This is a genomic window from Siphonobacter sp. BAB-5385 (genome assembly GCF_002261125.1).
Taxonomy (GTDB): Bacteria; Bacteroidota; Bacteroidia; order Cytophagales; family Spirosomataceae; genus Siphonobacter.
Genome location: NZ_NMPS01000191.1, coordinates 1 through 25,491, shown reverse-complemented (window position 1 = coordinate 25,491; position 25,491 = coordinate 1). Strand labels below are relative to the sequence as shown.

18 protein-coding genes are annotated in these 25,491 nt (G+C 50.9%); 13 read left to right on the top strand and 5 right to left on the bottom strand.

Features of this window, described 5'->3' with window-relative positions; all coding sequences use genetic code 11:
- Positions 1–185: 185 nt before the first annotated feature.
- On the bottom strand, positions 186–2,717 hold the full coding sequence (gene uvrA / locus BWI93_RS18995; protein ID WP_094814186.1) for an excinuclease ABC subunit UvrA: 2,532 nt from the start codon (positions 2,715–2,717) through the stop codon (positions 186–188).
- Positions 2,718–3,563: 846 nt separating this feature from the next.
- Here uvrA and BWI93_RS18990 point away from each other — a divergent pair.
- A complete protein-coding gene (locus BWI93_RS18990) occupies positions 3,564–4,100 on the top strand; it encodes a pyridoxamine 5'-phosphate oxidase family protein (protein WP_094814184.1) in 537 nt (178 codons plus the stop codon).
- Positions 4,101–4,265: 165 nt separating this feature from the next.
- Positions 4,266–5,792, top strand: a complete 1,527-nt coding sequence (locus BWI93_RS18985) for a carbohydrate-binding domain-containing protein (protein WP_094814182.1) — start codon at positions 4,266–4,268, stop codon at positions 5,790–5,792.
- A 60-nt stretch (positions 5,793–5,852) separates the two neighbouring features.
- On the opposite strand, the gene BWI93_RS18980 is transcribed toward BWI93_RS18985, so the two are convergent.
- Positions 5,853–6,512, bottom strand: coding sequence for a GlxA family transcriptional regulator (locus BWI93_RS18980; RefSeq protein ID WP_369679189.1), 660 nt, complete (start codon positions 6,510–6,512; stop codon positions 5,853–5,855).
- A 536-nt stretch (positions 6,513–7,048) separates the two neighbouring features.
- On the opposite strand from BWI93_RS18980, the gene BWI93_RS29000 reads away from it, so the two are divergent.
- The 8 genes from BWI93_RS29000 to BWI93_RS18945 all read left to right on the top strand — a co-directional run bounded on the left by BWI93_RS29000 (position 7,049) and on the right by BWI93_RS18945 (position 18,684).
- The gene (locus BWI93_RS29000; RefSeq protein WP_233207951.1) at positions 7,049–7,204 is read left to right on the top strand and encodes a hypothetical protein; all 156 of its coding nucleotides are present in this window, start codon (positions 7,049–7,051) and stop codon (positions 7,202–7,204) included.
- Positions 7,204–7,485 carry a hypothetical protein gene (locus BWI93_RS28995; protein ID WP_255157956.1) on the top strand — a complete coding sequence of 94 codons (282 nt, stop codon included), beginning with the start codon at positions 7,204–7,206 and terminating at the stop codon, positions 7,483–7,485. The genes BWI93_RS29000 and BWI93_RS28995 overlap by 1 nt, the downstream gene beginning before the upstream one ends.
- Positions 7,486–7,932: 447 nt before the next feature.
- A complete protein-coding gene (locus BWI93_RS18970) occupies positions 7,933–8,520 on the top strand; it encodes an RNA polymerase sigma factor (protein ID WP_094814180.1) in 588 nt (195 codons plus the stop codon).
- A gap of 117 nt (positions 8,521–8,637) precedes the next feature.
- Positions 8,638–9,576: a FecR family protein gene (locus BWI93_RS18965; protein WP_094814178.1), complete on the top strand. Its 939-nt coding sequence runs from the start codon at positions 8,638–8,640 to the stop codon at positions 9,574–9,576.
- 253 nt (positions 9,577–9,829) lie between these two features.
- Complete coding sequence (locus BWI93_RS18960; protein ID WP_094814176.1) at positions 9,830–13,360, top strand: SusC/RagA family TonB-linked outer membrane protein; 3,531 nt, start codon at positions 9,830–9,832, stop codon at positions 13,358–13,360.
- A gap of 22 nt (positions 13,361–13,382) precedes the next feature.
- Positions 13,383–14,987 carry a SusD/RagB family nutrient-binding outer membrane lipoprotein gene (locus BWI93_RS18955; RefSeq protein ID WP_094814174.1) on the top strand — a complete coding sequence of 535 codons (1,605 nt, stop codon included), beginning with the start codon at positions 13,383–13,385 and terminating at the stop codon, positions 14,985–14,987.
- A 223-nt stretch (positions 14,988–15,210) separates the two neighbouring features.
- Entirely contained in the window at positions 15,211–15,849 is a 639-nt protein-coding gene (locus BWI93_RS18950; protein ID WP_255157955.1) for a hypothetical protein, read from the top strand.
- A gap of 69 nt (positions 15,850–15,918) precedes the next feature.
- Complete coding sequence (locus BWI93_RS18945; protein ID WP_094814170.1) at positions 15,919–18,684, top strand: M14 metallopeptidase family protein; 2,766 nt, start codon at positions 15,919–15,921, stop codon at positions 18,682–18,684.
- A gap of 366 nt (positions 18,685–19,050) precedes the next feature.
- Here the strand turns inward: BWI93_RS18945 and BWI93_RS18940 are convergent, their stop codons facing one another.
- From BWI93_RS18940 to BWI93_RS18935, 3 genes are all read right to left on the bottom strand, one after another.
- Entirely contained in the window at positions 19,051–19,875 is an 825-nt protein-coding gene (locus tag BWI93_RS18940; protein WP_094814168.1) for a helix-turn-helix domain-containing protein, read from the bottom strand.
- 305 nt (positions 19,876–20,180) lie between these two features.
- Positions 20,181–20,909, bottom strand: a complete 729-nt coding sequence (locus BWI93_RS29725; protein ID WP_369679188.1) for a phospholipase domain-containing protein — start codon at positions 20,907–20,909, stop codon at positions 20,181–20,183.
- Positions 20,906–22,633, bottom strand: coding sequence for a phosphocholine-specific phospholipase C (locus tag BWI93_RS18935; RefSeq protein WP_369679187.1), 1,728 nt, complete (start codon positions 22,631–22,633; stop codon positions 20,906–20,908). The genes BWI93_RS29725 and BWI93_RS18935 overlap by 4 nt, the downstream gene beginning before the upstream one ends.
- A gap of 137 nt (positions 22,634–22,770) precedes the next feature.
- Here BWI93_RS18935 and BWI93_RS18930 point away from each other — a divergent pair, with 137 nt between their 5' ends.
- From BWI93_RS18930 to BWI93_RS18920, 3 genes are read left to right on the top strand one after another with little or no spacing between them, the layout of a single operon-like run.
- Complete coding sequence (locus BWI93_RS18930; RefSeq protein ID WP_255157954.1) at positions 22,771–23,541, top strand: DUF72 domain-containing protein; 771 nt, start codon at positions 22,771–22,773, stop codon at positions 23,539–23,541.
- A gap of 43 nt (positions 23,542–23,584) precedes the next feature.
- Positions 23,585–24,268 carry a DUF1080 domain-containing protein gene (locus BWI93_RS18925; RefSeq protein ID WP_094814166.1) on the top strand — a complete coding sequence of 228 codons (684 nt, stop codon included), beginning with the start codon at positions 23,585–23,587 and terminating at the stop codon, positions 24,266–24,268.
- Between the two features lie 33 nt (positions 24,269–24,301).
- Complete coding sequence (locus BWI93_RS18920) at positions 24,302–25,261, top strand: kelch repeat-containing protein (RefSeq protein ID WP_094814164.1); 960 nt, start codon at positions 24,302–24,304, stop codon at positions 25,259–25,261.
- Positions 25,262–25,491 lie beyond the last annotated feature (230 nt).

Sequence of the window (25,491 nt, the reverse complement as noted above, 5' to 3'; positions counted from 1 at the left end):
CTCTAGCTGGTTTCCTATCCTGTTTCGAGGATGAATCCATACAACAACTTGTACCAAACAGATATTTTGAGCATGGGCTCACCCTGCCGTTGTATCACCTGATGAGCCCATTTTTTATTCGATACACCTGCCGTCCACCTGGTATGCTACGTACGTTTCGCAGGAAGAAAGCCAATCCAGATGGCTTACGAGAGATAAGGAGCTAAATAGGGAGCGGTGCGACTTTCAGAACTTTGGGCTACCAGCGTAGGAATGCCCTGAGCCACCACGTTTCCTCCCTTGCTGCCCGCCCCTGGCCCCATATCAATGACATAGTCACTGGCGGCCGCTACAGCCATATCATGTTCAATGACAATCACGGTATTGCCTGCTTCTACAAGCCCCTGCAATTGAGTCATGAGCTTTTCAACATCCGAAGGGTGCAGGCCCGTAGTGGGTTCATCTAAAATATAAAGCGTACTGCCTTGCTGCTGCCGTTGCAGTTCGGTAGCCAGTTTAATCCGTTGAGCCTCCCCTCCGGAAAGCTCCGTAGCGGGTTGTCCCAGTCGCAGGTAGCCTAGCCCAACCTCCCGGATCACCTGAAGCGTATGAGCGACGGTTTTATCTTCTTTGAAAAACGCAAACGCTTCATCGACGGATAGGGCGAGTACTTCGGCAATGTCCTTGTCCCTGTAGGTAACCTCCAGCGTCTCGGGATTATATCTTTTCCCTTGACAGGTAGGGCAGGGGGAATAAACGCTCGGTAAGAACAGTAACTCTACCATAACGGAACCTTCCCCCTGGCAGTGCGGACACCGGCCCTTGGTGACATTGAACGAGAATCGGCCCGCATCGTACTTTCGGGCCTTAGCCATTCTAGTAGCCGCAAACAACTTACGAATGTTATCAAAAAGGCCGGTATAGGTAGCCAGATTGGATCGGGGTGTTCGGCCAATGGGTTTCTGATCCACGACGATGAGCCGTTTGATGAATTCCATTCCTGCAGTAATCGTTCCTGCTAAAGTCTCGACCGTTTGTTGTTCCAAAGGGTTTTCGTCCTCCACCTCCGTGGCTTCGGGCAAGGTGGTTCCCAGAGCTTTGCCTGCCAGCTCCACCAGTACCTGACTGACGAGGCTACTTTTGCCAGAGCCCGATACGCCGGTAACGCAGGTAAATACGCCTAAAGGAAAATCCACAGCTAATTGGTTCAGGTTATTCCGGGTGACATCCGCTACCTTAAGCCAGCCTGCGGGTTGACGTTTTTGATTAGGGAAACGGACCTTACCAAAGATGTATTTTCCAGTAACGGAGGCGTCTACCTTTTGTAAGCCTTCCAAAGGACCACTGTACAAGACCTGTCCGCCCAATTCCCCCGCGGCTGGCCCTACATCTACAATCCAGTCGGCATGCTGGATTACTTCCGGTTCGTGCTCGACGACGAACAGGGAGTTACCCGCGGCTTTGAGCTTATCCAGGGTTCGGAGTAAGGCCTGCGTATCGGCCGGATGAAGTCCCGCCGATGGTTCATCGAGTACATACACAACGCCAAACAAATTGGAATACACCTGAGTAGCCAGGCGAAGTCTTTGCAATTCGCCGGGTGAAAGCGTTGGCGTGGTCCGTTCAAGCGTGAGATAGCCCAGCCCTAAATCCAAAACTACCTGAAGCCGGGCCAGTACATCTTCGACAATACGATCCGCCACCAGAATCTTTTCCGGGTGTGCCGACTCCCATTCCGGGTCTTTCTTTTTCTGAAGAAATGTAGCAAACAGCTGAGCCATTTCTTCCATAGTCAGGCGAGCCATTTCGGCAATGTCCAGGCCAGCAAAGGTTACCGTCAGCGACTCTTTTTTGAGCCGTTTTCCCTGGCATACTTTACACACACTGCTCAACATATACTGAGCCACCCGCTTTTTCATCAGGGGGCTTTGAGTGGTAGCAAAGGTCTGCATGACGTAACGCTGCACACTGGTGAAGGTGCCCACGTAGTCAGGTGTGAGCTTCTTCGCTATCGCTTCTTTGACTGCTTCCCGACTACGATTGGCATAAACCGGCACAACGGGCTGTTCCTCCGTGAAGAGTATCCAATCGCGGGTCTTTTGCGGAAGATCTTTCCAGGGTACATCAATGTCATACCCTAAAGTGGTTAAGATGTCCCGTTGATTTTGGCCCTGCCAGGCCGAAGGCCAGGCCGCAACGGCCCGTTCGCGGATGGTCAGGGAGTCATCCGGCACCATGGATCGTTCCGTTACTTCATAGACTCTTCCCAGGCCGTGGCAGTGCGGACAGGCTCCTTCGGGCGTATTGGGGGAAAAACCTTCGGCGTAAATGATCGATTGTCCAGAAGGGTAATCCCCAGTCCGGGAATAAAGCATGCGGATGAGGTTCGAAATCGTCGTGATACTACCCACCGAGGAGCGGGTACTGACCGCCCCCCGCTGTTGCTGTAAAGCGACGGCCGGCGGCAAGCCTTCAATCTGTTCCACCCTGGGAACTGATAGCTGATTGAAAAGTCGTCGGGCATAGGGCGATACGGAATCCAGATACCGCCGCTGGGCTTCTGCGTATAAAGTGCCAAACGCCAGCGAAGATTTGCCCGATCCTGAGATCCCGGTAAAGACGACTAATGCATCGCGGGGAATGGTTACGTTTACGGCCTTGAGGTTATGTTCGGAGGCTCCTTTTACCTCTATAAAGCCAGAAAACGCTTTCGTTGCTTCTCGACTAGACTTATGCATGCGGTTCTAATTTATATTTCGGTAAAGTCTATCGCTCCCTACGTAGATGGTTACAGGAGCGTACGTACACGCTCTGTTTATGAAATAGGGCGAATAACATCGCATGAAAAGGTCGGGCCACTGAAATTGCCAGTTCCTAAGGGCAAATGAATACTAAACCATGCAGGTAACTGCTCGGGTTCGAATGAACGCTGGTACTTCATGAGAATCTACTATACGGTTTTTCTAGAGAGGGTAGCACGACTGCCCGTACTTGAGGTGAACGAAGCACCCAATCCTACTATCAAAAAAGAAAGTTCATAGCAGAAGCTCAAAGAACAACCATAGGCTCGATCCATCTGGTAGGATAGGGTTGAAACCCTATCCTCCTTTGGACTGGAAACGTACCCTGGGTGTGAGTAGACCCATGTTTCTAATCGGCTAATACCACCACAGCTGGGAGGTACGTGCTCATGCAAAGTCCTTCCCCGGCAATTACGTCTATTTGGAAATCGTGTCGTATCTCGCCGGTAACAACGCTTTCCTGATGGCGTTCCCCGTATTTCGCTTTGTTGAGAAAGCAGAAGCCAGGCTTTCCGCCTTCCGCCAGATAGTCGCGTCAGGCGTATCTGACGTTTGGGATGTACTGGTGCATTTCATTTTTGTGGATATATCCTACGACCTTTGGGTTGGTATGGGATCATTGCAACCGATGCTACACATGCTGAGGGTGGCCCTTTCGGTTTTTGGGCATAAGTCATTTAATGGCCCGGTTGATGGATCAGTTCTCCCTGACCCGGCGATTCGTTCGGTAAGGTACTGGAACAGTCTTTGTAAGGTTATGCGAACAGATAAAACGCTAACATCATGGACAGTATCAATCAACAGCAACCTGAAAAGAACAAGGAAGATTTAGCAGGGAATGAGGCCGGAAAGAAAATCAACGAACTGGCCGAAAAAAACAGCACCTGTCATTTTTGTACCCGAATAACGACTGGTCAGCCACTAAAGGTACGACCCATGTCCGTGCAGGAAGTCGATGAATCAGGCAATTTCTGGTTCCTGAGTTCTGATGACAGTAACAAAAACGCGGATATTCAGGCAGATCCCTACGTTCACCTGTTATTCCAGGGCTCTGCTCATTCTGATTTCCTGAGCGTATACGGGCGGGCAACCATTTCCAAAGACAAGGAAAAAATCAAAGAACTCTGGAATCCTATTTTAAAAGCCTGGTTTACCGAAGGTGAAGACGATCCCCGCATCACAGTTATTCAGGTATCCGCTGAGGAAGGTTACTACTGGGACAATAAACATGGTAATGCTGTAGCTATGGTTAAAACGGCCGTGGGAGCTCTGGTGGGTAAAACACTGGATGATTCGATTGAAGGAAAATTGAAAGTTTAATAATTGGATAATATACCCGAGAAACGTCCGGCAAGAGCTTCTTGTCGGACGTTTCTTGTTTAAAATAACTACTATTCATAATGAGGTTTGCAACACGCCTGTTCCGTACTGCGTAAAGGTTACAGAAAAGCTCGGAGAGAGCAACACCAAACGGAACGTAATCGTATGAACCTAATTTTTGGCCGCTCGTGGGCGGGTCGGCTCCCATTTTTGATCTTTAGTACGCTGACGATGGCGTGTTCCAAGGACAACACCGAGATCACAACGAACGCTGGTAACGCAGTACCCATCGACAGTGTCGCTACCATTTCCACTAGTCCCGAAGGCAACACCGACCGGGCCGTCAATGCAGAGGATATGCTGGCTAATGCCACTTTTTCCTCGACAGTTAGCATTGCATTTGGATCGAGTGTTACTATCTCTAATCCGCTGGCGGGGAAGGGGGTAGCGATCACAGAAAGTAACGGCGATGTGATCATCACCTCTACCGTTGCAGAAGTGGCTTACATACTGAGTGGTGTCAGTAACAATGGTTCAGTGAAAATTTACAGCGATAAAAAATTCAAGCTTACCCTGAATGGCCTGACGCTAACGAATACGGATGGTCCGGCCTTGAATATCCAATCCAGCAAACGAGCGTTTATTGTACTGGCCGATCAAACTACCAATATCCTGACCGATGGTGCAACGTACGCCGCCAACGCTACGGAAGATCAAAAAGCTACTCTGTTTAGCGAAGGACAGCTGATCTTCAGTGGCCAGGGAAGCTTGAGCGTGCAGGGAAATTACAAACACGCCATTTGTAGTGATGATTATGTCCGCATTATCAGTGGAACCCTCTCCATACCCAGTGCAGTATCGGATGGCATTCACACCAATGAAGCGTTTATTGCCGACGGCGGGACCGTAACTATGACGACGAAGGGTGACGGGATTCAGTGTGAAGAGGGCTACGTCGTCATTAACGACGGGACTTTTACTATCAACGTGGCCGACAAGGGAATTGCGGCGTCTTATGATACCGATACCAGCATCGACCCGTACCTGACGATCAATGGGGGAACGATCAACATCACTTCAACGGCGGGGGAGGGTATTGAAAGCAAAAGCGTACTAACCATCAATAGTGGCAACATTTCGGTTAAAACCTTCGATGATGGATTGAACGCAGGTACCTTCATTTACATTAATGGTGGGACCGTTTATGCGAACAGTTCGTCGAACGATGGAATTGATTCCAACGGCAAGCTGACCGTAACGGGTGGAAAAGTAGTATCCATTGGAGCCGCCGCCCCCGAAGAAGGTTTTGATTGCGACCGAAATACGTTTAAAATCACTGGCGGCATTCTGGTCGGTATGGGCGGAGCGACGAGTACGCCCACGGCTTCCGTCAGTACGCAGCCTTCTGTCATTATGAGCGGCGGTTCAGCTAATCAACTGTTGCATATTGAATCGAATGAGGGAGCAGAGGTACTGACACTTCAACTTCCCAAAACCTTCACAACGCTGTTGTTTTCCAGTCCAAAGCTTAAAACGGGTCAGTCGTACCGGGTATATAGCGGAGGCAGTGTAAACGCGAGCACTACTTTTAATGGGCTTTATACGAGCGGAACGTATACAGCGGGAACCCAATCCGGCAGTTTTACGGCGAGTACAATGGTAACGAATGCTGGCGGAAATACGGGACGGTAGCAACGCAAGTCCCCTTGGTCTTTTACGAAGTTCAAGGGGACTATAAGCAGACGAATCTACTTACAAAGCCGCCGCCTGTTTGTTGTATTTGTTGCGGTAATCGAGGGGCGTCATGCCCGTTGTCTTCTTGAAAATCACCCGAAAGGCTTTCGTATCCGAGTAGCCCACGTCGTACATCACTTCATTGATGTTTTTACGGCTCACTTCAAAACTCTTCTTGGCGGCTTCGATTTTGACCCGCTGCATGTATTCATTGACGGTATTACCCGTCGCCTTTTTGAAGCGTCGTTCCAGACTGCGGCGGTTGATGGCTAACTGATCCGATAATTGTTCGACGGTGATTCGTTCCGTAAAATTAGATTCGATAAAGTCCTGAGCCTTGCGTACCAGTGCATCCTCATGATCTTTCTGCCCCTGAAACATCATGAACGAAGACTGACTGATCCGGTCAATTTCAATCGCAAAAACTTTGGCCGAAAGAATAGCCAGTTCGCGACCCGCGTATTTTTCAATCAGGTGTAAAATCAGGTTCTGGTACGAAAAGGCCCCACCGCTGGAGTAAATGCCCTGTTCGTCCGTAATAATTTTTTCGGTTAACAGCTCGACATCCGGGAACATGCGTCGGAAATCGTTGGCCGCCATCCAGTGCGTGGCACACTTACGCCCCCGTAACAAGCCCGTCGAAGCCAGGATGAACGCTCCCATACACAAACTGGCCACCTCCGCCCCCTGCTGATACTGCTGCGTAATCCAGGGAATGAAGCGTTTATTTTTTCTACCGCCTCTTCAATATTGCCATCTACCGCCGGAATGATGATGAGATCCGTATGCGTGATTTCCTCCAGCAAGTGATCGGCGTGGACGGTAAAAAGGCCGCCACTCACTAGTGTTTCCCGGCAGAGACCGACCAGCTGTACCTTGAACAGGGGCGACTGTTCCTGCATTTTTACGAACGAGTTTACCTGCGTTAACAGTTGACGGGAGCCTTCCAGACTTCCTAAAATAGCTCCCTGCGGCACCAGAATAGAGATGTGCTTCATGTGAGTAAAACTAGGGAAAAAACTGGTAGCAATCAACCCTGCAGATGGACGGATTTACCCTCGCTCGTCGGTGGAAGAGACCCTACTTTTGCCCAGGAACTGCTCGGGAAAAGTAATTAACGTTACTCGTTGGATGATTTGCTCTTTGGCGATACAAGGCTCCATTCCCCAGTTAGTCTAAATTAAATTCCTTTACTTATTCAACGTTTCTTACGTATGTTGACGGCACATCCCTATCTCAACTTTCCCGGTACTACCGAAGAAGCCTTTCGCTTTTACAAAAGTGTATTTGGTGGCGAATTTCTGACGTTACTACGCTTCAAAGACACGACTGAAGCCACAAATGCCCCGAAAATGAGCAGCATAAGTTGATGCACATCGCCTTGCCGCTGGGCAAGGGTGGCGTAATTCTGATGGGTACGAATGTGCCCGATTCCATGTGTCATACCCTGATTCCGGGTAACCAGATTTCCCTTACGCTCACGCCGGACAGCCAGGCCGAAGCCCAGCGATTGTTCGAGGGGCTTTCCAGGGGAGGTAAGGTAAACGTACCGCTAGAACCTTCATCTTGGGGTACAGTCTTTGGCATGCTGACGGACGCCTACGGTATTCAATGGATGATCGACTATCACCGCAATCCTGATCATATTTAAAATGCCACAGCCCAGAAGACGCCCATTAGGTCTTCTGGGCTGTTTTTATTACAGCTACGGAAGCTAATGATTTGACAATACCGGAAAAAATAGGATAAGCCGAATGAGCCGAACGAAGCAGTGGTCCTGCTCTCGTCTGCTTCAATACGCCCGATAAAATAGAACATACGCTTAAAATCGTTTCGGATATAATCCTTTGATTTCTACAAATTCCTTGCTTAATTAGCTCTTCCCCTCAGGCAAGAGCCGCAGCTTTCCTTTGGAATCGTACGCATTCAGTACCTTAATTCCTTACGTTACCGGAGTCCGTCGAAAATCCTTCCCAAGCGTAGGCGACTCCCGTGTATACGTACGAGCAAACGTAGTCTAGTTCCTTTTCAGAGGATCTAGGCTATGGCAGTTGTCTAGTTCCGATTGCAACGACTTACTTAACCAATACTTCTACTTATGCGTCTCCTGACTGAAGAAGTACTGCTGCAGCTCGCCTCCGAAGGCCACGCGAAAGCCTTTGCGGAATTGCACGACCGCTACCGGCCGCTTCTGTACCGCTTTGTGTATTCCATTGTGAAATCGTCGGATGTAACGAAAGACATTTGTCAGGAAGTATTTCTGCGGATTTGGGAAGATCGGGGTCGGCTACCGGAAATCAGTGCCTTCAAATCGTATCTGCTGACGGCCGGTAAAAACCTGAGTCTCAACGTTCTGAAAAAAGTCTTATCGGAAGAAAAAAATCTCAGTTCCTTCGTTAAAACGTATGAACAAACCTCAGCATCTGTAGATGATGAATGGCAGACGATTGAATACCAGCGGTTTATTCAATCGGTACTCGCCACCTTACCGAATCAGAGTCGGCGGGTTTTTGAATTGTGCCGTCAACAGGGGCTTTCCTACGAGGAGGTCGCCGCTGAACTGGGCGTTTCCCGCAACATCATCAAAAAACACATGGTACGTTCGATGAAAGTATTGAAAATCGCCGTCGAAAAAGACCTGGGCATCACATTCAGCGTGCTGGCAACGGTTCTTTTCGAAGGATAAAAAGGAACGGTATCCCAATTATTTTAACGGGTAAGGGGACCTTCCGGGTGCTCTCACTTGTCTTACCCCCGCAACCTCAACCTCCGAAGCGGAGATCAACCCTCTTATTACTAATTCATGGAAGAAAACAAGGTCTTACGCCAGAAGCTTGTCGAGCGATACATCCAGTCGAAAGCCAGTTTGCCGGAACTGGAAACCTTCATCGAACTCTATAAACAAGGCGAGCTGGAACAGGTGCTGGATGCATACCTCGAACAGCAGATTGAAGCCAGCGAGTCCGTCACCTTCCGTCCGAAACACACGCGAGTAAAAATACTTTGGGCCGCCTGTCTTACGCTGGCATTCGTCAGTGGGGGAGTCTTCTATGCCCGCCCGTACTTTCGCTCGCCCGTACCCACCCCTTACACGCAGGTACGTACGCAGAATCAGGGAATCCGGAAAGTCAGTCTGTCGGATGGCTCAGTGATCTGGTTGAATCGAAACAGTAGCTTGCGATACGCTGATCCCTGGCAGGGTGATACCCGTGAAGTGCAAATGCAGACCGGAGAAGCGTATTTTCAGGTGGCCAAGAATAAAAAACATCCCCGGTTCATTGTCCGAACGCCCGATCAACTGACGGTCGAGGTAAAAGGCACGCAATTCAATATACGCACGCAAAAGGGCAGTACCCGTATTTTTCTTGAAGAAGGAAAAGTGGCCCTCAAGAAAGAACAGCAAGTCGCCGAACTTTCGCCTGGACAATTAGCCACCTATGACCAGCAACGCCTTACCGTTCAGTCCGCGAAAGGAGACGTATGGCTGTCCTGGAAGAACGAACTGTTCGTGTTTGACGATGCTACGCTTACCGAAATTGCCCGTGTACTAGAGGCATATTACGACATCCACGTCGTGATTCAGGATCATCTCGATCATCTTAAATTCACCGGCAAACTTTCGCAAAAGGATCTGGGGCAGGTACTGAAAATTCTGGCCCGTACGCTCGATGTGGAGATTATCCAGCGAAAAGGGTTGGTGACCATTCGCGAAGCCAGTGGGATGGCCGTTCCGACTGAATAAAAAACGTCTAGGGATCAAAAAGGCCGTTGCAGTACTACGCTGCAACGGCCTTTTTCTGTAATGACTACAAACGGTCTTTCGAAATAATATTTTGCATTTTTGTATTTTATCAAAATTTGTATTATATAAACAAAGAGTATAACCTATTAAATAAAATGAAAAATCTTTAATGGCAGGGGGACCTTAGTCCTGGGGTACGCTTGTCTTACCGCTGAAGTACGACCATTCTCATTTCGCAAACCAATGGCTACCTATGGGATTACTACTACGAAGGAAGAGCAGCGGATTAGTCGGATTACTGATAACCGGGATCGTTTGTTCGGCTGCGGGACAAACCCCGGCGTACTTTGCCCGAGCGGAGGCCGAAAGGGAAGAGCGGCCCCGGCCCGCCACCCCGGCTACAAAAGGGCTAACGGAAGTTTTTCAGCAACTGGAAAAGAAGTACCATGTACAGTTTGCCTACCAGAAGAAGCTGGTGCAGGACAAACGTATACAGGCAACCGTTGGTACTGGTAAACGTAGTCTGGAAGAAAATTTGCAGCAGGTACTCTCACCCCTCAACCTGACGTATGAAAAAATCGGCGAGACCTATATCATTTCCGAGCGGATTCGGGAATCGGTGGAGTCTAAAAAAACTTCGAAAGCCGAAATCAAGGTAAAAGGAAAAGTAACCGCCAAAGATGGTACCGAATTGCCCGGCGTAAACGTGCGGGTGAAAGGAACGGGCATCGGAGCCGTGACGAATGCCCAGGGCGAATACCTGATTACGGCCCCCAGCGAGACCAGCGTTCTGGTGTTTTCGTTTATTGGTTATGCCAGTCAGGAATTGGACATAGCGGGAAAAACCACTATTGATGTCGTTCTGGAAAATGAGACCAAACAATTGACGGAAGTAGTGGTGACGGCCGCTGGTATCGAACGGAAGGCCAACGCTCTGGGCTACTCGGTCAGTACGCTCAGCACGACCGATCTGGCCCAGAAAAACGAACCCGATCCCGTACGGGCCCTGGCCGGAAAAGTAGCCGGGGTAAACGTCCAGGGTGGGGGCGGTGTGGCGGGCGGAGCCACGAATATTACGATTCGGGGAAATTCGTCGCTGGGCAATAACAACCAGCCGCTGTACGTCGTCGATGGGGTACCCTTCGATAATTCGACGTTTGCCCCGGTAACCGGCAACAACCAGACGCAGAGCAACCAGAGTACGGCCAGTCGGGCCTTCGACATTGACCCCAACAACATCCAGAGTATGACCGTACTGAAAGGAGCCGCCGCGGCGGCCCTCTACGGATCGCGGGCGGCGAACGGGGCCATCATCATTACCACGAAAGCTTCGGCTAAAAAGAGCCGGAAGGGTACAGAAATCACGTACAACACCTCTTATTCCGCCGAAACGATCGCCGGATTACCCGAGTATCAGCAATTATACGGGCAGGGAACCAACGGCGATTACCGAAGTGCCGTATATGGTTCATCGGGTTCGGCCTACAGTACGCGGGCGACGATTCCGCATCCACTGGCCCGGGCTGGTTTTTCAGCCGCCGATTTTCCGCAGTTTTATGAAGCCGATGGGGTGACTCCCGTCCAGGTACCCTACCGTTCGTACGCGGGAAAAAACCAGCGGGATTTCTTCCGTACCGGCTCCGTCTACGAAAATGCATTGACGGTAAACAGCGGTAGCGAAAAAGGAAACTTTACGGTAGGCCTGAGCCGTACGACCAACCAGGGCATTGTTCCGGGTAATGAGATTGCCCGTACGTCCATCAACGTAGGTGGAAATGCCCGGCTGGATAACAAATTTTATGTGCGTGGAACCATCAATTACGTCATGACGGATCAGAAATCGCCCCCAATTGGGGGTAGCGGTTCCATTATGAGCACGATGTATTATTTGCCGACGAGCTATGATCTGACGGGTTACCCCTACGAAAATCCCAACACTGGAGCCAATGTGTACGATTACGCGGGGGTTGACAATCCCTACTGGTCCATCCGACACAGTCCGGCGACCAGTAACGTGGACCGGTACTACGGAAACTTTGTACTCGGTTTTGACCCCTTAAGCTGGCTGAATATTCAGAATACAGCGGGTTTCAACGCCTACACGGATCGCCGGGTGAGTGTACTGGGTAAGGGCTCGTCGGTATACGCCAACGGTACCATCAATACGGATAATATCTACCGGCAGGAGTTGGACAATACCTTACTGGTGACGATCACGAAAACCATTAAACAGGATTTTTCACTACGGGCCATTTTCGGCAATAACATCAACCAGCGGATGACCGACCGCTCGGCCTTTGTCGGTACCAATATCATCACGGCTGGAATCAATAACATCAACAATACTTCCACGATTACCCTGGGAACGCTGCCTAATAATCGGGCGATGATCCGGCAGCGGTTTTACGCGTTTTTTACAGATATAACGCTGGATTACAAGGGCTTTGCTTCACTCAATATCGTGGGGCGGAATGACGTATCCTCCACGCTGCCGCCGGAAAACCGCAGCTACCTGTATGGAGGTGTAAACGGTTCGTTCATCTTTACCGAAGCCTTCGGACTCAATAGTCCCATCCTGAATTGCGGTAAAGTTCGCGTGGGCTATACACAGGTGGGGAATGAAGCTCAGCCGTACCAGACCGTGAATGTGTTTAACGCCAACGCGAGTGCGGGGGATCTGGACGCTCCCTTTTCCAATCCGGTCCAATCCAATGTGAGTACCATGACGCTGGGCGACGTGTTGTCCAACGCCCGATTGAAGCCGGAGTTCATCACAGAATTTGAAGCCGGTACCGAGCTACAGTTCTTTAACAACCGCCTTTCCATTGATCTGACGTATTACCACAAACGTAGTACCTCGCAGATTTTTACCGTAAAGTCAGCTCCATCGACGGGTTTCACGGATCGCATCATTAATCTCGGGCAAACCTCCAACAAGGGAATTGAACTGGGAATCAGTGCAACGCCCGTATCGCTGGCTTCGGGTTTCCGCTGGAATATCAACGCCAACTTCACCCGTAACCGAAATAACGTGGATGATCTGGGCGGCTTTGCTCAATTGGTGTACGGAAACAATATCCACATCGCCGGACAACCCTACGGGCAGATATACGGCAGTCGATACGCCCGCGATAACGAGGGGAACATTTTGGTGAATCCCCAGACGGCCAAGCCCATTGCGGCGGCCACGAGCGGACCCATTGGTAATCCCAATCCCAAATTCATTGTGGGCCTGAACAACAGCTTTTCGTACAAACGCATCACGTTTGATGTACTCTTTGACTGGAAACAGGGTGGAGCGATTTACTCGACCAACATCGGGAATGCCCTGTCGCGGGGCGTAACGCGTGATACCGAAAACCGCGAAACGCTCTGGGTCGGACCGGGTGTACTCGGCAACGTGAATACGCTGGAACCCATCCTGGATGAAAGCGGCAATAAAATTCCCAATAACACGGCCCTGACGGTCATCGACTACTTCTTCAGTGGTGGCTACGGTCCGGGGGGAATTGGCGAGGGCTACGTGTTCGACGCGACCGTATTTCGGTTGCGGGAGCTGTCGCTAGGCTATCAGCTTCCCTCCAATATCCTGCAAAAAACGCCCTTTGGCTCCGTATCCATTTCCCTGAGTGGTCGGAATCTCTGGTACAAGGCTCCCAACACCCCGAAGTACATGAATTACGATCCGGAAGTAAGTACGGGAGCGGCGAATAACGCGGGCTTCGATTCACTCGGCGTACCCACCACCCGCCGATTCGGTGTTAACCTGAGAGCCAGTTTTTAACGTAATGCAAACCACAGGTATCATGAACGGAACGCATCGTCCTATCTCGCTTTTAGTCGCTTTTGTGTTGATCCTCACGACGAGTGCCTGCAAGAAATTTGTTGACATTAATGGCGACCCTAATAACCCGACGGAACCTAACCTGAGCCTGTTATTATCGGGTACCCAGGTATCGATTGCGGGCAATTTTACGGGCATCAACAGTGGGGGTTCAGCCGTGGTTCAGCACTGGGGCTCGGGAAACCTGAACCGCTGGGATCAGTCGGGGGGCACCTTTTCTTCGTCCTGGTCCGGCTTCTACACCGGGGCCATTCCCGATCTGGAGACGATCATTAAGACCGGTACCGAGCAGCAACAGTGGGGCTACGTCAGCATCGCGAAACTACAGAAAGCCTATCTCTACAGCATCATGGTGGACGTATGGGGCAACATTCCCTATACGCAGGCGGGTGGAAGCTATACCGATCCGGTTTTTGATAAGGGACAGGATATTTACAACAGCCTCTTCACGCTGATTGACGAGGCCCTGGCTGACATGGAAAAAGGCTTTACGGTTACGAGCAGTGCTGATTTGTTTTACCAGGGCTCGAAGGAACGCTGGCAACGCATGGCTCATTCGCTGAAACTGAAAATGTTCAATCAGATTCGTCTGGCTGACCCCGCCCGGGCCGAGCAGGGCATTCGGACGCTGCTCAGCAGCGGTGTCCCGCTCATGACGCAGAATGCTCATGATTTCACCTTCCGCTACGGTAGCAACGTGACGCCCAACTCCCGCCATCCCTGGTACATCAATTCGTACAATACCAGTCGGAGTGGTTATATGAGTATGACCTTAATTAACCGCCTCAAGCAACAGGATGATCCTCGTTTGCGGTACTACGTATTCCGGATGCGGTCCAATGCTGGTCTGGCCAACGCCACCAACGGCGATGGGTACTACGGACGGTATCCGGGCGATGGAGCGGCTTCCCCCGCCGACCACAGTACGCGGGCTATTTCCGGCATTTACCCCGCCGCGGGTTTGTACGACAACGGGACCATTGCGACATTGACTTCCGCCAATCAGTTGTTGAACAACGAAGGAGCCAGTGCTGGTACAACGGCCAATTCTTTCCGGATTGCCTTGTTTACGTCGGGCGATGGAACGGGGGCGGGTATTCTGCCGCTGATTACCAATGCCATGGTCAACTTCATCCGGGCGGAAGCGGCCCTGACGCTGAATACGGGCGAAGATGCCCGCAAACTGTTGCTTGATGCCGTAACGGCTCAACTCACGAGCGTCAGTACGCTTTCGGCCAGTAATAAAGGAAACGCCATTCCGGCGGCTACCATCACGGGCTTTATTACCCGCTTGGGTCAGCAGTACGATGCCGCTGATGCCGCGGGGAAGATGCAATTACTGATGATGCAAAAATGGATTGCCCTGTACGGCAACGGTGTTGAAGCCTACAACGATTACCGCCGGACGGGTCTACCGCAGCTCGAAGATCTGGTGTCGCCCCTGGATACGTTCCCCTTCCGCTTCTACTATTCCGAAACAGAAATGACCTCCAATGCTTCGGTGATCGCCAATCGGGATGCCGTGCAACGGGCTCAGCAGCTAACGCCGGTGTTTTGGGATAAGTAGGGTTTGAAAGGCTTATTGGGCTAAAATAAGCTGATCATATAATAGGTTGATCTTTTGGTTCGCATGGAATGCTTAGGGGCTACTAGTCAGCCGTCGCTCAAGGACAAGTCCTGATCTATTTACAAGGACCTATTTAGAAAACGAAGCAAACCCCTAACGACCCTTCATTTGACGCTTTTATAAACCGCTGAAACGTTTAAACTCCAGTAATAAACGGCATTTGATGAAACCATATTCTATGAACAAATACCTGATTCACGCAATCCTGACGACGCTCGCGGCTTTGGCTTCCTGCAAAACCGTCGATTACGATTGGGAAAACTATACGACTACGGCCACGCCCAAGGCTACGCTGAATTTGCAGACATCCGCTTTACCGACGGTGCAGACGGCCAAGGTTTCCTTTTTCAACCTGAAAGATCCCAACTTCGCTACCAGTCAAGTATTCGAATGGACCCTGGATGCGAATAACATTGGGGATAGCCCGGTACAGTCCATTGATGTATACGTGAGCTATAACAAGCGGGAATCGAGTCCGCCGGCGTATCCCATCACGCTATCCCTGGCCGGGGTACAGCCCACGGAACGGCAGTTTCCCTTACCGAGTACGGTGGCCAAAACGGATATTTTGTACGAATCGGTTACGCAGTTTCCCAAGACCTACCGATTCACCCCGACGCAACTGGCTCAGATTACCAACACCGACCTGAGTAAGGTGGCCGTTAATGATTATTTTCTCTTCAAGTTCATCCTGACGATGCAGAATGGAAAACGCATCGTCCAGTTTCAGGACAATGCCTGCGACGAATCCCGGGGGGAACCCTGTGACTGCCGGATCGGTGTACGCTTCAAAAACCAGTAAATAAGTACCTATTCTTCAAAGCTTGTACCAAACGCTAAACAATCAACGCATCTAATTGATCACTAGCCTATGTTTAAACGTCTGATTTTCATCTTGGTTTGCGTAAGCGTGCACGTGAGCAGGGCTCAGGTGCCGACGCCTAAAGAACATTTTGGTTTTGCCATTGGCGATGATTATCACTTGGCCAATTACACGCAAACGGAGGCGTATTTCAAGAAAGTGGCTCAGGCCGTACCCAATCTGGTGAAGCTACAGGTTATTGGCAAGACTGAAGAAGGCCGCGATCAGATCATGATGATTGTAACGTCCGCAGACAACCATAAAAAGCTGGATCGGTATAAGGAAATCTCCACCAAAATGGCTCGTGCCGAAGGACTGAGTGAGGAGCAGGCCCGGGCGATGGCCGCGGAAGGAAAAGCCATTGTATGGATCGACGGCGGCATTCACTCGACGGAAATGGTCGCTACGCATCAGCTCATCGAAACATTGTATCAGGTCACAACGCGTACCGATGCTGAAACCAAGCGAATTCTGGATAATGTGGTGATTCTCTTTACGCACATCAATCCCGACGGGCAGGAACTGGTGGCCAACTGGTACATGCGGGAAAAAGATCCAACAAAACGCAAAATGGAAACCATTCCCCGGCTGTACCATAAGTACATCGGTCACGACAACAACCGTGATTATTTCATGCTCAACATGAAAGAATCGCAAAACGTAGGTCGGCAGTTATTCGTAGAGTGGATTCCGCAAATCATGTACAACCACCACCAACGGGGTCCGGCGGGGTCGGTTTTAGCGGGTCCACCGTACCGCGATCCCTTCAACTACGTCTTTGATCCGATGATGGTAACGGGTATTGATGCCTTGGGTGCGGCGATGTACAACCGCCTGAACGCCGAGAAAAAGCCCGGCTTTACCCGCCTGAATGGATCAAGCTTTTCAACCTGGTACAACGGTGGCTTACGGACGACGACCCACTTTCACAACATGATTGGTTTGCTGACGGAAATCATCGGCGGCCCAACGCCCGAAGAGGTACCGCTAGTACCTAGTCGATTGATCCCCAATAACAATACGCCCAACCCCGTCACGCCGCAGAAGTGGCATTTCAAGCAATCCATCGACTATTCGGTTTCGCTGAACTTCGCCGTACTGGATTACGCCGCCCGCAACAGCGATCACCTGCTGTATAACATTTATTCGATGGGGAAAAACTCCATCGAGCGGGGCAGCTCCGATTACTGGACGCCGTACCCTAAACGTATTGAAGCGATTAATACGGCCTACCAGGCCGACCAGGCCAAGACCCGTGGGGCTCGCGGGGGCGGCGTAGCGGCCGCTGCCGCAGATCCCATGGGTTGGGGGTCGCGGAGTGCGGGAATGCCGCTTAAATTTTACGAAAGCGTCATGCGGGAACCGCTCTTACGCGATCCGCGGGGATACATTATTCCTGCCAACCAGGCCGATTTTGCTACGGCAACCAAATTCGTCAATGCCCTCATCCGTACCGGCATTGGTGTAGAAAAAGCAACGGCAGATTTCACCGTTGCCGGGAAGAAGTATCCAGCGGGTTCGTTCATCGTGAAAACGGCTCAGGCTTTCCGTCCACACATCATTGACATGTTTGAACCCCAAAACTACCCCAATGACTTCCAGTATCCCGGTGGCCCTCCGATTCGTCCGTACGATGCCGCTGGATGGACGCTGGCGTATCAGATGGGCGTCACCTTTGACCGCATGCTGGAAGGTTTTGACGGACCGTTCCAACGCCTGCCCTACGGAGAATTACAAACGATTCCAGCCAAAGTAGCCGCGGGTTCCGGGGGGTACGTGCTGAGTACGAAAATGAATGACGCGTTCCTGGCCGTGAATGATCTTCAGAAAGCGGGTGTGGAAGTATTCCGGATTACGCAGGGATCGGAGATGGGTAATTTTTACGTACCCGCCAGTGCCAAAGCCAAGGCGACGCTGGATCAGGTTGCTCAAAGTGCTGGACTGCGAGTGACGGGGCTTTCCAAAAAACCGACGCAGGCGATGGAAAAAGTAAAACCCCTACGCGTTGCCTTGTGGGATACGTACGGCGGCTCGATGCCCTCGGGCTGGGTACGCTGGTTGATGGAGCAGTATCATTTTCCCTGTAACGTCGTTTATTCGAAGGAGATTGACGCGGGTAATTTGAAGAACAAGTATGACGTCATCGTATTCGTAACCCGGGCCATTCCAGTGTATCGCGGAGCGGATAATGATCCCTACGCCGCTTTCCGGACGGAAACGAAAGAAGAGGAGATTCCGTCTGAGTTTCATCCTACCATGGGACGGATTACGGCCAGCCAATCCATCGCTCCACTGAAAGCGTTCCTCGAAGCAGGCGGAAAAGTAGTCACAATTGGTTCGAGCACGAACCTGGCCTATCACCTCGGGTTACCGGTACGCAGTGCCTTGTCCGAGCTGACCGCTACGGGTGAAGAACGTGAATTACCTAGTGGAAAATACTACGTACCCGGCAGTATTCTGCGGGTCAGTGTCGATTCTTCAGCGAAAGCCAGCTGGGGATTGCCCGGTCAGGCCGATGTATATTTTGACAATAGCCCCGTCTTTCATCTGAGTTCGGAAGCGGTCGCCAAAGGTCAATTGACGCCGTTAGCGTGGTTTCCCAACAATAAACCTTTACGCAGTGGCTGGGCCTGGGGTGAAGCCTATCTGCAGGATGGCGTAGCCGCGTTTGAAGCCAAAGTGGGCCAGGGAAAACTATACGCCTTCGGACCGGAAATTACGTTCCGGGCTCAGTCGCACGGAACCTTCAAATGGTTATTTAATCAATTATACTAAACACCATTTTTACTATCGAAAGGCTTCAATTCCGCAAGGGTTGGAGCCTTTTTTATTGGGTTCATTCTGTTGGAAGCATCGTGACAGGAGGTAATGCGTGTGTCGTTTCCCCGCATTTCATACGGGGTTATTCAGGTTAAACCCCTTCGGGGTTGTGGGTGTTTGAAAAGGAGGGAGGTAACTGGTACAGGTTTCCAAACCTGTACTCACCATTGGGCCCTTTCCAACTGCCACCGCTCCGGCATTCCCCGTATTGCATACGGGGCTAATCACGTTGAACCCCTTCGGGGTTAGGAGGTATGCTTGAAGAGAGGGAAACGGGTGCAGGAATCTAGGCTTGGCCAATAAACAGCCTGTAAAATATTTCTAATCCCTACTGCTACAAAACGCATCGCTGAGTTTCAGAAATTGCCGGGGCGAAACACCCGTGTAGTACTGGAAATCTTTAATGAGATGACTTTGATCGTGATAGCCGTACTGTTCAATCAATTCAAACCAGTTGACGGATGCCTCTGATCGGTTCGTTAGCGTATGCAGGACTTCCTTGAAACGAAGAAACCGCAGCAGTTCTTTCGGCGAATAACCTACGTATTTTTTGAAGCGTAACTGTACGGTACGCTCAGTCCGGTTCGTTTCTGCGGCGATGATTTTTACCGGACTTACCACGGGCGAATGAAAAGCCGCTGCGTGCGTGAGTAAAGGCACTGCTTCGGCTTCGTCGGGTGTCAGGCGTGAAACTAAATAAGAATTGAGGTATTCAGTCCGCTGATGCGTGTCGGAAAACGAAGCCAGTTTCTGCCAAAGTTCTTCGAGTTGCTGCGTTTGGGCCAGAAGCTTCGATTCAGACCATTCTTCCAGATTTAGGTTTTGCATCGATTGAGACAGGAGCCGATAAAAACCGTTATGGGTAAAATTAACAATCAGAAGATCGGCGTTGGCCCTCAACTCATACGTCAGCATATGACGTAACGGACCCAGAATAAAAATTTTCTGAATGGATCGATCCAACTGGCTACCAAACGAAAATCGTATCGGTGGACCGAAATTGAACGCCAGCATCATTTCCAGCGACGGAGACAGATGATAGACCTGCGGATCAAACCCCGATGGTGTCTGAATTTCGTAGTAATGACCGATCAGGTCGGTCAGTTCAGGGGCAGCAGTAATGCGGCGTCCGATCGATTCCATCATTCGAGCATGTATAGAACCCGAATGTACGGAGAAATCGCTTCACTCTATTTACTGGATTTCTCGCGTAATAATTGCTCTTGTGTGTGTCTATTGCTAAATAACCCCGAAGGGGTTTAATGTAATTAGACCCGCATGCCATGCGGGGAATGCCGGAGCGGTGGCAGTTGGAAACGGCCCAATGGTGGGTAGAGGTTTGGAAACCTGCACCCATTACCTCCCTCTTTTTCAACTAAATACTCTAACCCCGGAGGGGTTTAACCTGAATAGCCCCGCATGAAATACGGGGAAAATAAATTGGCCGAAAACTAACCCAGCAAAGGATCCGTATACCCGGCCTTGCCCGTTTCTACCCGGCCCGCGTACCGATACACCGAATCACCCCCTTTTACGCTGAGATCATACCACTGATGACTTTTCTGTAAATCAATCACCAGTTCCGTTCGATCACCCGGTTGTCCGGCTCGGGCCAGTGTTTTCGAAATAGCCTGATTTCCGTACGACTCATCGGTAATGCTTACCGGACAATCTTCCGTAGGGTTAAGATTTTGAATGCGTAGTACGAGTTGGCCCGTATATTGCTTCTGTCGGTTTCGCTGGTAGTCGCAGGAAACCTGAATCAATGACTCCCCGCTGAATTCCCGGTAAAAACCGTTCGGACCGTATACCTTAAGCTGAGCCTCGACCGGAAAGGAATCTTGTAAGGTATCACCCGCCGTTACCGTGTACGAGCGGATTTTCAAAGCACCTTCGCTTTGTTCATGCACCTGAAAAGGGGCACCCGTAGAGCCTTTCAATTTGTTTTTCGCCGAAAGAACGAGCTGAAGGCTTTGCTTCGAAGGTACTACATCGGCGTATAGCTCGTAGGGCAGAGCACACGAAGGGCGTACCCCTTTTTCCTGCTGGGGTAAGACGGTCGCAGGTTGACGGAGATCTTCCGTAGATAAGGCCTTGTAACCCGTCGGCAACGGCTTGAACTGAGCTTGATGAATGGACTGAACGAAGGGATCGCGGGATACGAAGGTGGGAAGCGTCATTTTTCACCCGCATACGGACGGAACGCCGAAGTCAGATCCCCGCATACGGTCCGTCGCCAGTCGCTGATGTTCGTTTCCCTAAGCGTTTTACCGCGTTTATGACTGACAAATTTTTCCAGGAACTGTACGACGGACGTATGATCGAATACCTCCGAACACACGTAACCGCCCCGGCTCCAGGGCGAAGCAATCACCAGCGGTACGCGGAAACCCAGGCCAATCGGGCCCGTCCGGCCGTGCTCCTTGCGGGAAGCTTCCTGCTCGGCTGTCACGAATTCCAGTCGGGTATCAATACCCGCACTCGTCCGGCCACTTTCGGGCTGATCGGGATGGGCGGGAATGAAGGGCGGTACGTGATCGAAGTAGCCGTCGTTTTCGTCATACGCCAGTATAAAAATGGTTTTCTTCCAGACTTCCGGGTCCTGCGTCAGAATGTCGAGCATTTCCGAGAGGTACCAGGCCCCGTACCAGGGAGCACTCGGGTGATCGGAGAAGTTTTCCGGAGCCACTACCCAGGAAACCGTCGGCAGCGTTTTGTTCTTGACATCGCTGCGAAACTGATGCAGAACATCGCCCTTTGGTACGCGGACATTACGTTGCTGCCCTGCTTCTTCGTAGCTCAGTGTCGTCAGTTGGTGGTAGTCCGGATCGTTAACATTCGTGGTATACGCCCGCTGATGCAGATTTTTTTCTTTCGCTGAAAGCTTGGTAAAGGCCTCGGGCGTATACTGTTTCAGGTCAGACTGAAACGTTTGCAGCCGTTTCTTATAAGAATCCAGCGTACGTTTCGTCTTTTCGTAGGTGGGATCGCTCGTTTCCAGTTTACGCAGACTTTCTTCCAGTGTCTTTATTTTCTCCGGTAAAACCGTTACCTGTTTTTGAATATAAGTGCGGTAGGCCGGATGAAAACGTACGCGGAATTGCGAAAACCACTCCAGCGGATTGTCGGTGAAATTGGCCAGCCAGCTATCTTCCTCGCCTTCCAGGCCCGTCGAAAGGCTAATCTCATTCTGGTATACTTTCCAGGAAATCCCTTCATCCTCCAGACGTTCGGGAAAGGTTTTCCAGCTTACTTCATCCTCGTAATCAACGTTTTCGTTCCGAACATTGGCCTGGGCTTTCGGGTCGCGGGGATCGCGGAGGGTGCCCGTCCAGAGGTACAAGCGGTTGGGTGTAGTACCCGTCAGCGACGAACAGAAATTCTGATCACAAACCGTAAAGGCATCGGCCAAAGCGTAATAAAAGGGTAGATCCTCGCGATTGTAATAGCCGAGCGTGAGGGGCATATCGGCGTAATCCTTGTGCCCCGATTTCTTGGCTTCCAGCCACCCATCCATGAGACCGCCATTAAACGCATCCACCTGATTTTCCCAGGAATGCGGTAGCGAACTCATCCAGGTAGCTTTGGTATCTTTCATGTTTAGCCGGAACGGAGCGTACGTTTCCCCCTTCGCGTTTGTTTGAAACCATACTTTCTTACGATTGGGCTGCTCTATGGCCCGTGGATCGTTAAAACCCCGTACGCCCTGAAGAGTGCCGTAGGTATGGTCAAACGAACGGTTTTCCTGCATGAGAATTACCACGTGCTCGGCATCCAGAAACGTAGTACCGGCTTCGGGATCGATGGCAAAAGCTTTCTGAATGGAAGCGGGGAGCAATCCTGCCAGTCCGGCTGCACTGGATAATAAGGCTGCTTTTTTTAGAAAATCTCTTCTGGAATCCATGGATCAATCAGGCAGGTAAAATGGGAAACGAATTTTCGAACGCTGGTAACGAAAGAATGCCCACAAAACTGGCGACACGTGGCTAACGGGCCAAATTATTTTTTTGTTACCAGCCGATAAAACGGAATTAAAACCGAATGGAACGTTTTTCGTTACTACCCTATACGTTGACTATATGGATGATTATGAAAAACGTTCACGTGGGAACCTGTGGATTCAATAGTACCAAAACTGAATACGTTCAAAAACTCTCCTGTGTGGAAGTTCAACATACGTTTTATCAGCCTCCGCAGCTGCGTACGCTCGAACGCTGGCGGCAGGAAGTACCCGCCCCTTTCGAGTTTACGCTGAAAGCCTGGCAGCTCATTACGCACGAAGCGAAAAGTCCGACCTACAAACGACTCAAACGAAAACTCACGGATCAGGAGAAACAAGAGGCGGGTGCCTTTCGGCCCACGGCCATTGTCGAAGAGGCCTGGCAAACGACCCGTGCCTGTGCGGAGGCCCTGGGGGCTCGCGTCGTACTGTTTCAATGCCCGGCCAGCTTTCGACAAACGCCGGAAAACGTGCATCAGCTGCAACGCTTTTTTTCGGAACTGGATCGGGGTACACTACATCTGGCCTGGGAACCCCGGGGTGACTGGGAATGGGACGTAGTGGAAGGCTTGTGCGAGGATCTGCACCTTTGGCACGCAGTTGATCCTTTTGTTCAGCAGACAACAACGCCCGAAACCGCTTACTTTCGCTTGCACGGACGGGAGGGCTGGCGGTACCAGTACGAGGAGCAGGAACTATGTGAACTGAAGGAATTGCTGCCCGAAGAAGGACCGGCCTACGTCTTTTTCAATAATAGACACATGGTCGAAGACGCCCAGACTTTTCAGCAAATCCTGAACGAAGAATCCTAGAAGCGAGTACCTTTGAATCACACTCTAAATCCTGTTTTAACGCATGAAAAAAGTAATCCTTAGCCTGCTCATGTTGGCTGTATGTACGGCTTCCAAGCCCAAGCCCACCTGGATCTATTTGTTCGATGGCAAATCAACCGCGGCTCTGCGGGGATACCGGATGCAAACCTTCCCAACGGATGCCTGGAAAGTGGAAGAAGGGGCCCTAGTAACGCAAACGGGCGTACCGAACATTGATCTGGTGACCAAAGAATCATTCAAGGATTTCGAGCTGGCCTTTCAGTGGAAAGTGTCGGAAGCAGGTAACAGCGGCGTTTTTTATTACATGAAAGAAGATGCCGCGAGTCAGGCCGGAAATGGCAACAGTCCAAATTGGCTGGATAATTTCGAAATGCAGATTCTCGACGACATTAATTTCAACGACAAAGAGCCCAAACGCTCGGCGGGTTCTCTGTATGATCTGATTACGCCTACGAACAAAAAGCTTCGACCCGTAGGGACGTATAACGATGCCCGGCTTATTGTCAATAAGAATCACGTGGAGCACTGGCTGAATGGTGAAAAAGTGGTGACCTACGAAATTGGCTCGAAGGATTTACAGGAGCTGATTCGCAAGAGCAAGTTTTCGAGTAATCCCAAGTTTGCCACCTCTACGGATGGACTACTCATGTTTCAGCACCACGGGCAAAAAGTCTGGTTACGGGATATTAAGATTCGGCGTTTGTAGTCTTTTCGGTTCACACTCTTCATGGATCTACCTATGAAAATGCTATACAGTGGAGCTTTGATCCTGCTGGGACTGGCGGCTCAGGCACAGGAATGGCAGTCCGTACTCACGCAAAACACGTGTGCAACGCGTCACGAAAGTGCGGCAACGCTGGTTGGGGATAGTTTGTACGCCATCGGTGGCCGGGGTACGCGGCCCCTGGAGGCCCTCAACCTAAATACGCTGGTCTGGCAACGCCTGCCGTCGCCACCTCTGGAGATGCATCATTTTCAGGCAATCACCTACAACGGTGAAATCTACGTGATGGGAGCCTTTGAAGGGAAATTTCCCCACGAGACGCCCATCCCCAACATCTATATCTACAACCCTACGAAAGGGGAGTGGCGAAAAGGGCCGGCGATTCCCAAGGATCGGCTACGGGGTTCGACGGGCGTGGTGGTATACCGAAATAAAATCTACCTGAGCTGCGGCATCATGGATGGACATTACGACGGACACGTAGCCTGGCTGGATGAGTACGATCCGAAGACGGATACCTGGAAAAAACTCGCCGACGCCCCCCGTACCCGCGACCACATTGCGGCGGCGGTCGTGGGAGACAAGATGTATCTGGCGGGTGGTCGGAACTCCACGGCCCGGATTAACAAAGTTCTGGAAACAACCATTGCCGAAGTGGATGTATACGACTTCAAAAAAGGCACGTGGGAGACCCTACCCGCTACCTCCAACATTCCCACACAACGGGCGGGTGGTACGGCCGTAACGCACCAGGGCAAGGTTTGGGTGATCGGCGGCGAAAGTCCGCAGGTACTGGCTCACAACGAAGCCGAAATTCTGGACCCCAAAACCAATACCTGGACGAAAGGTCCTACATTAAAAAAAGGACGTCATGCGACGCAGGCGGTGGTTTATAAGGGCAAAATTTACATCGGAGCGGGTTCGGCCAATCACGGCGGTGGTCCGGAGCTGAATGATCTGGAAGTGTTGAAGTGAAGGTTTGAAGAACTGTGTTTGAAGTGGTTTGATGTTTGATAGGGGAATGCCTGGGTAGTTTGGGTTCGTACGGAGTTATGGGTTGGCGAGTATAGTTTCAGTAGTAATACGGTTTGTTACCTGCATTTCATACGGTGCTATTCAAGTTAAACCTCTTCCGGGGTATGCTGTGCCTGCCGGGTTGATCGTATCCCCGTATTGCATACGGGGCTATTCAGATTGAACCCCTT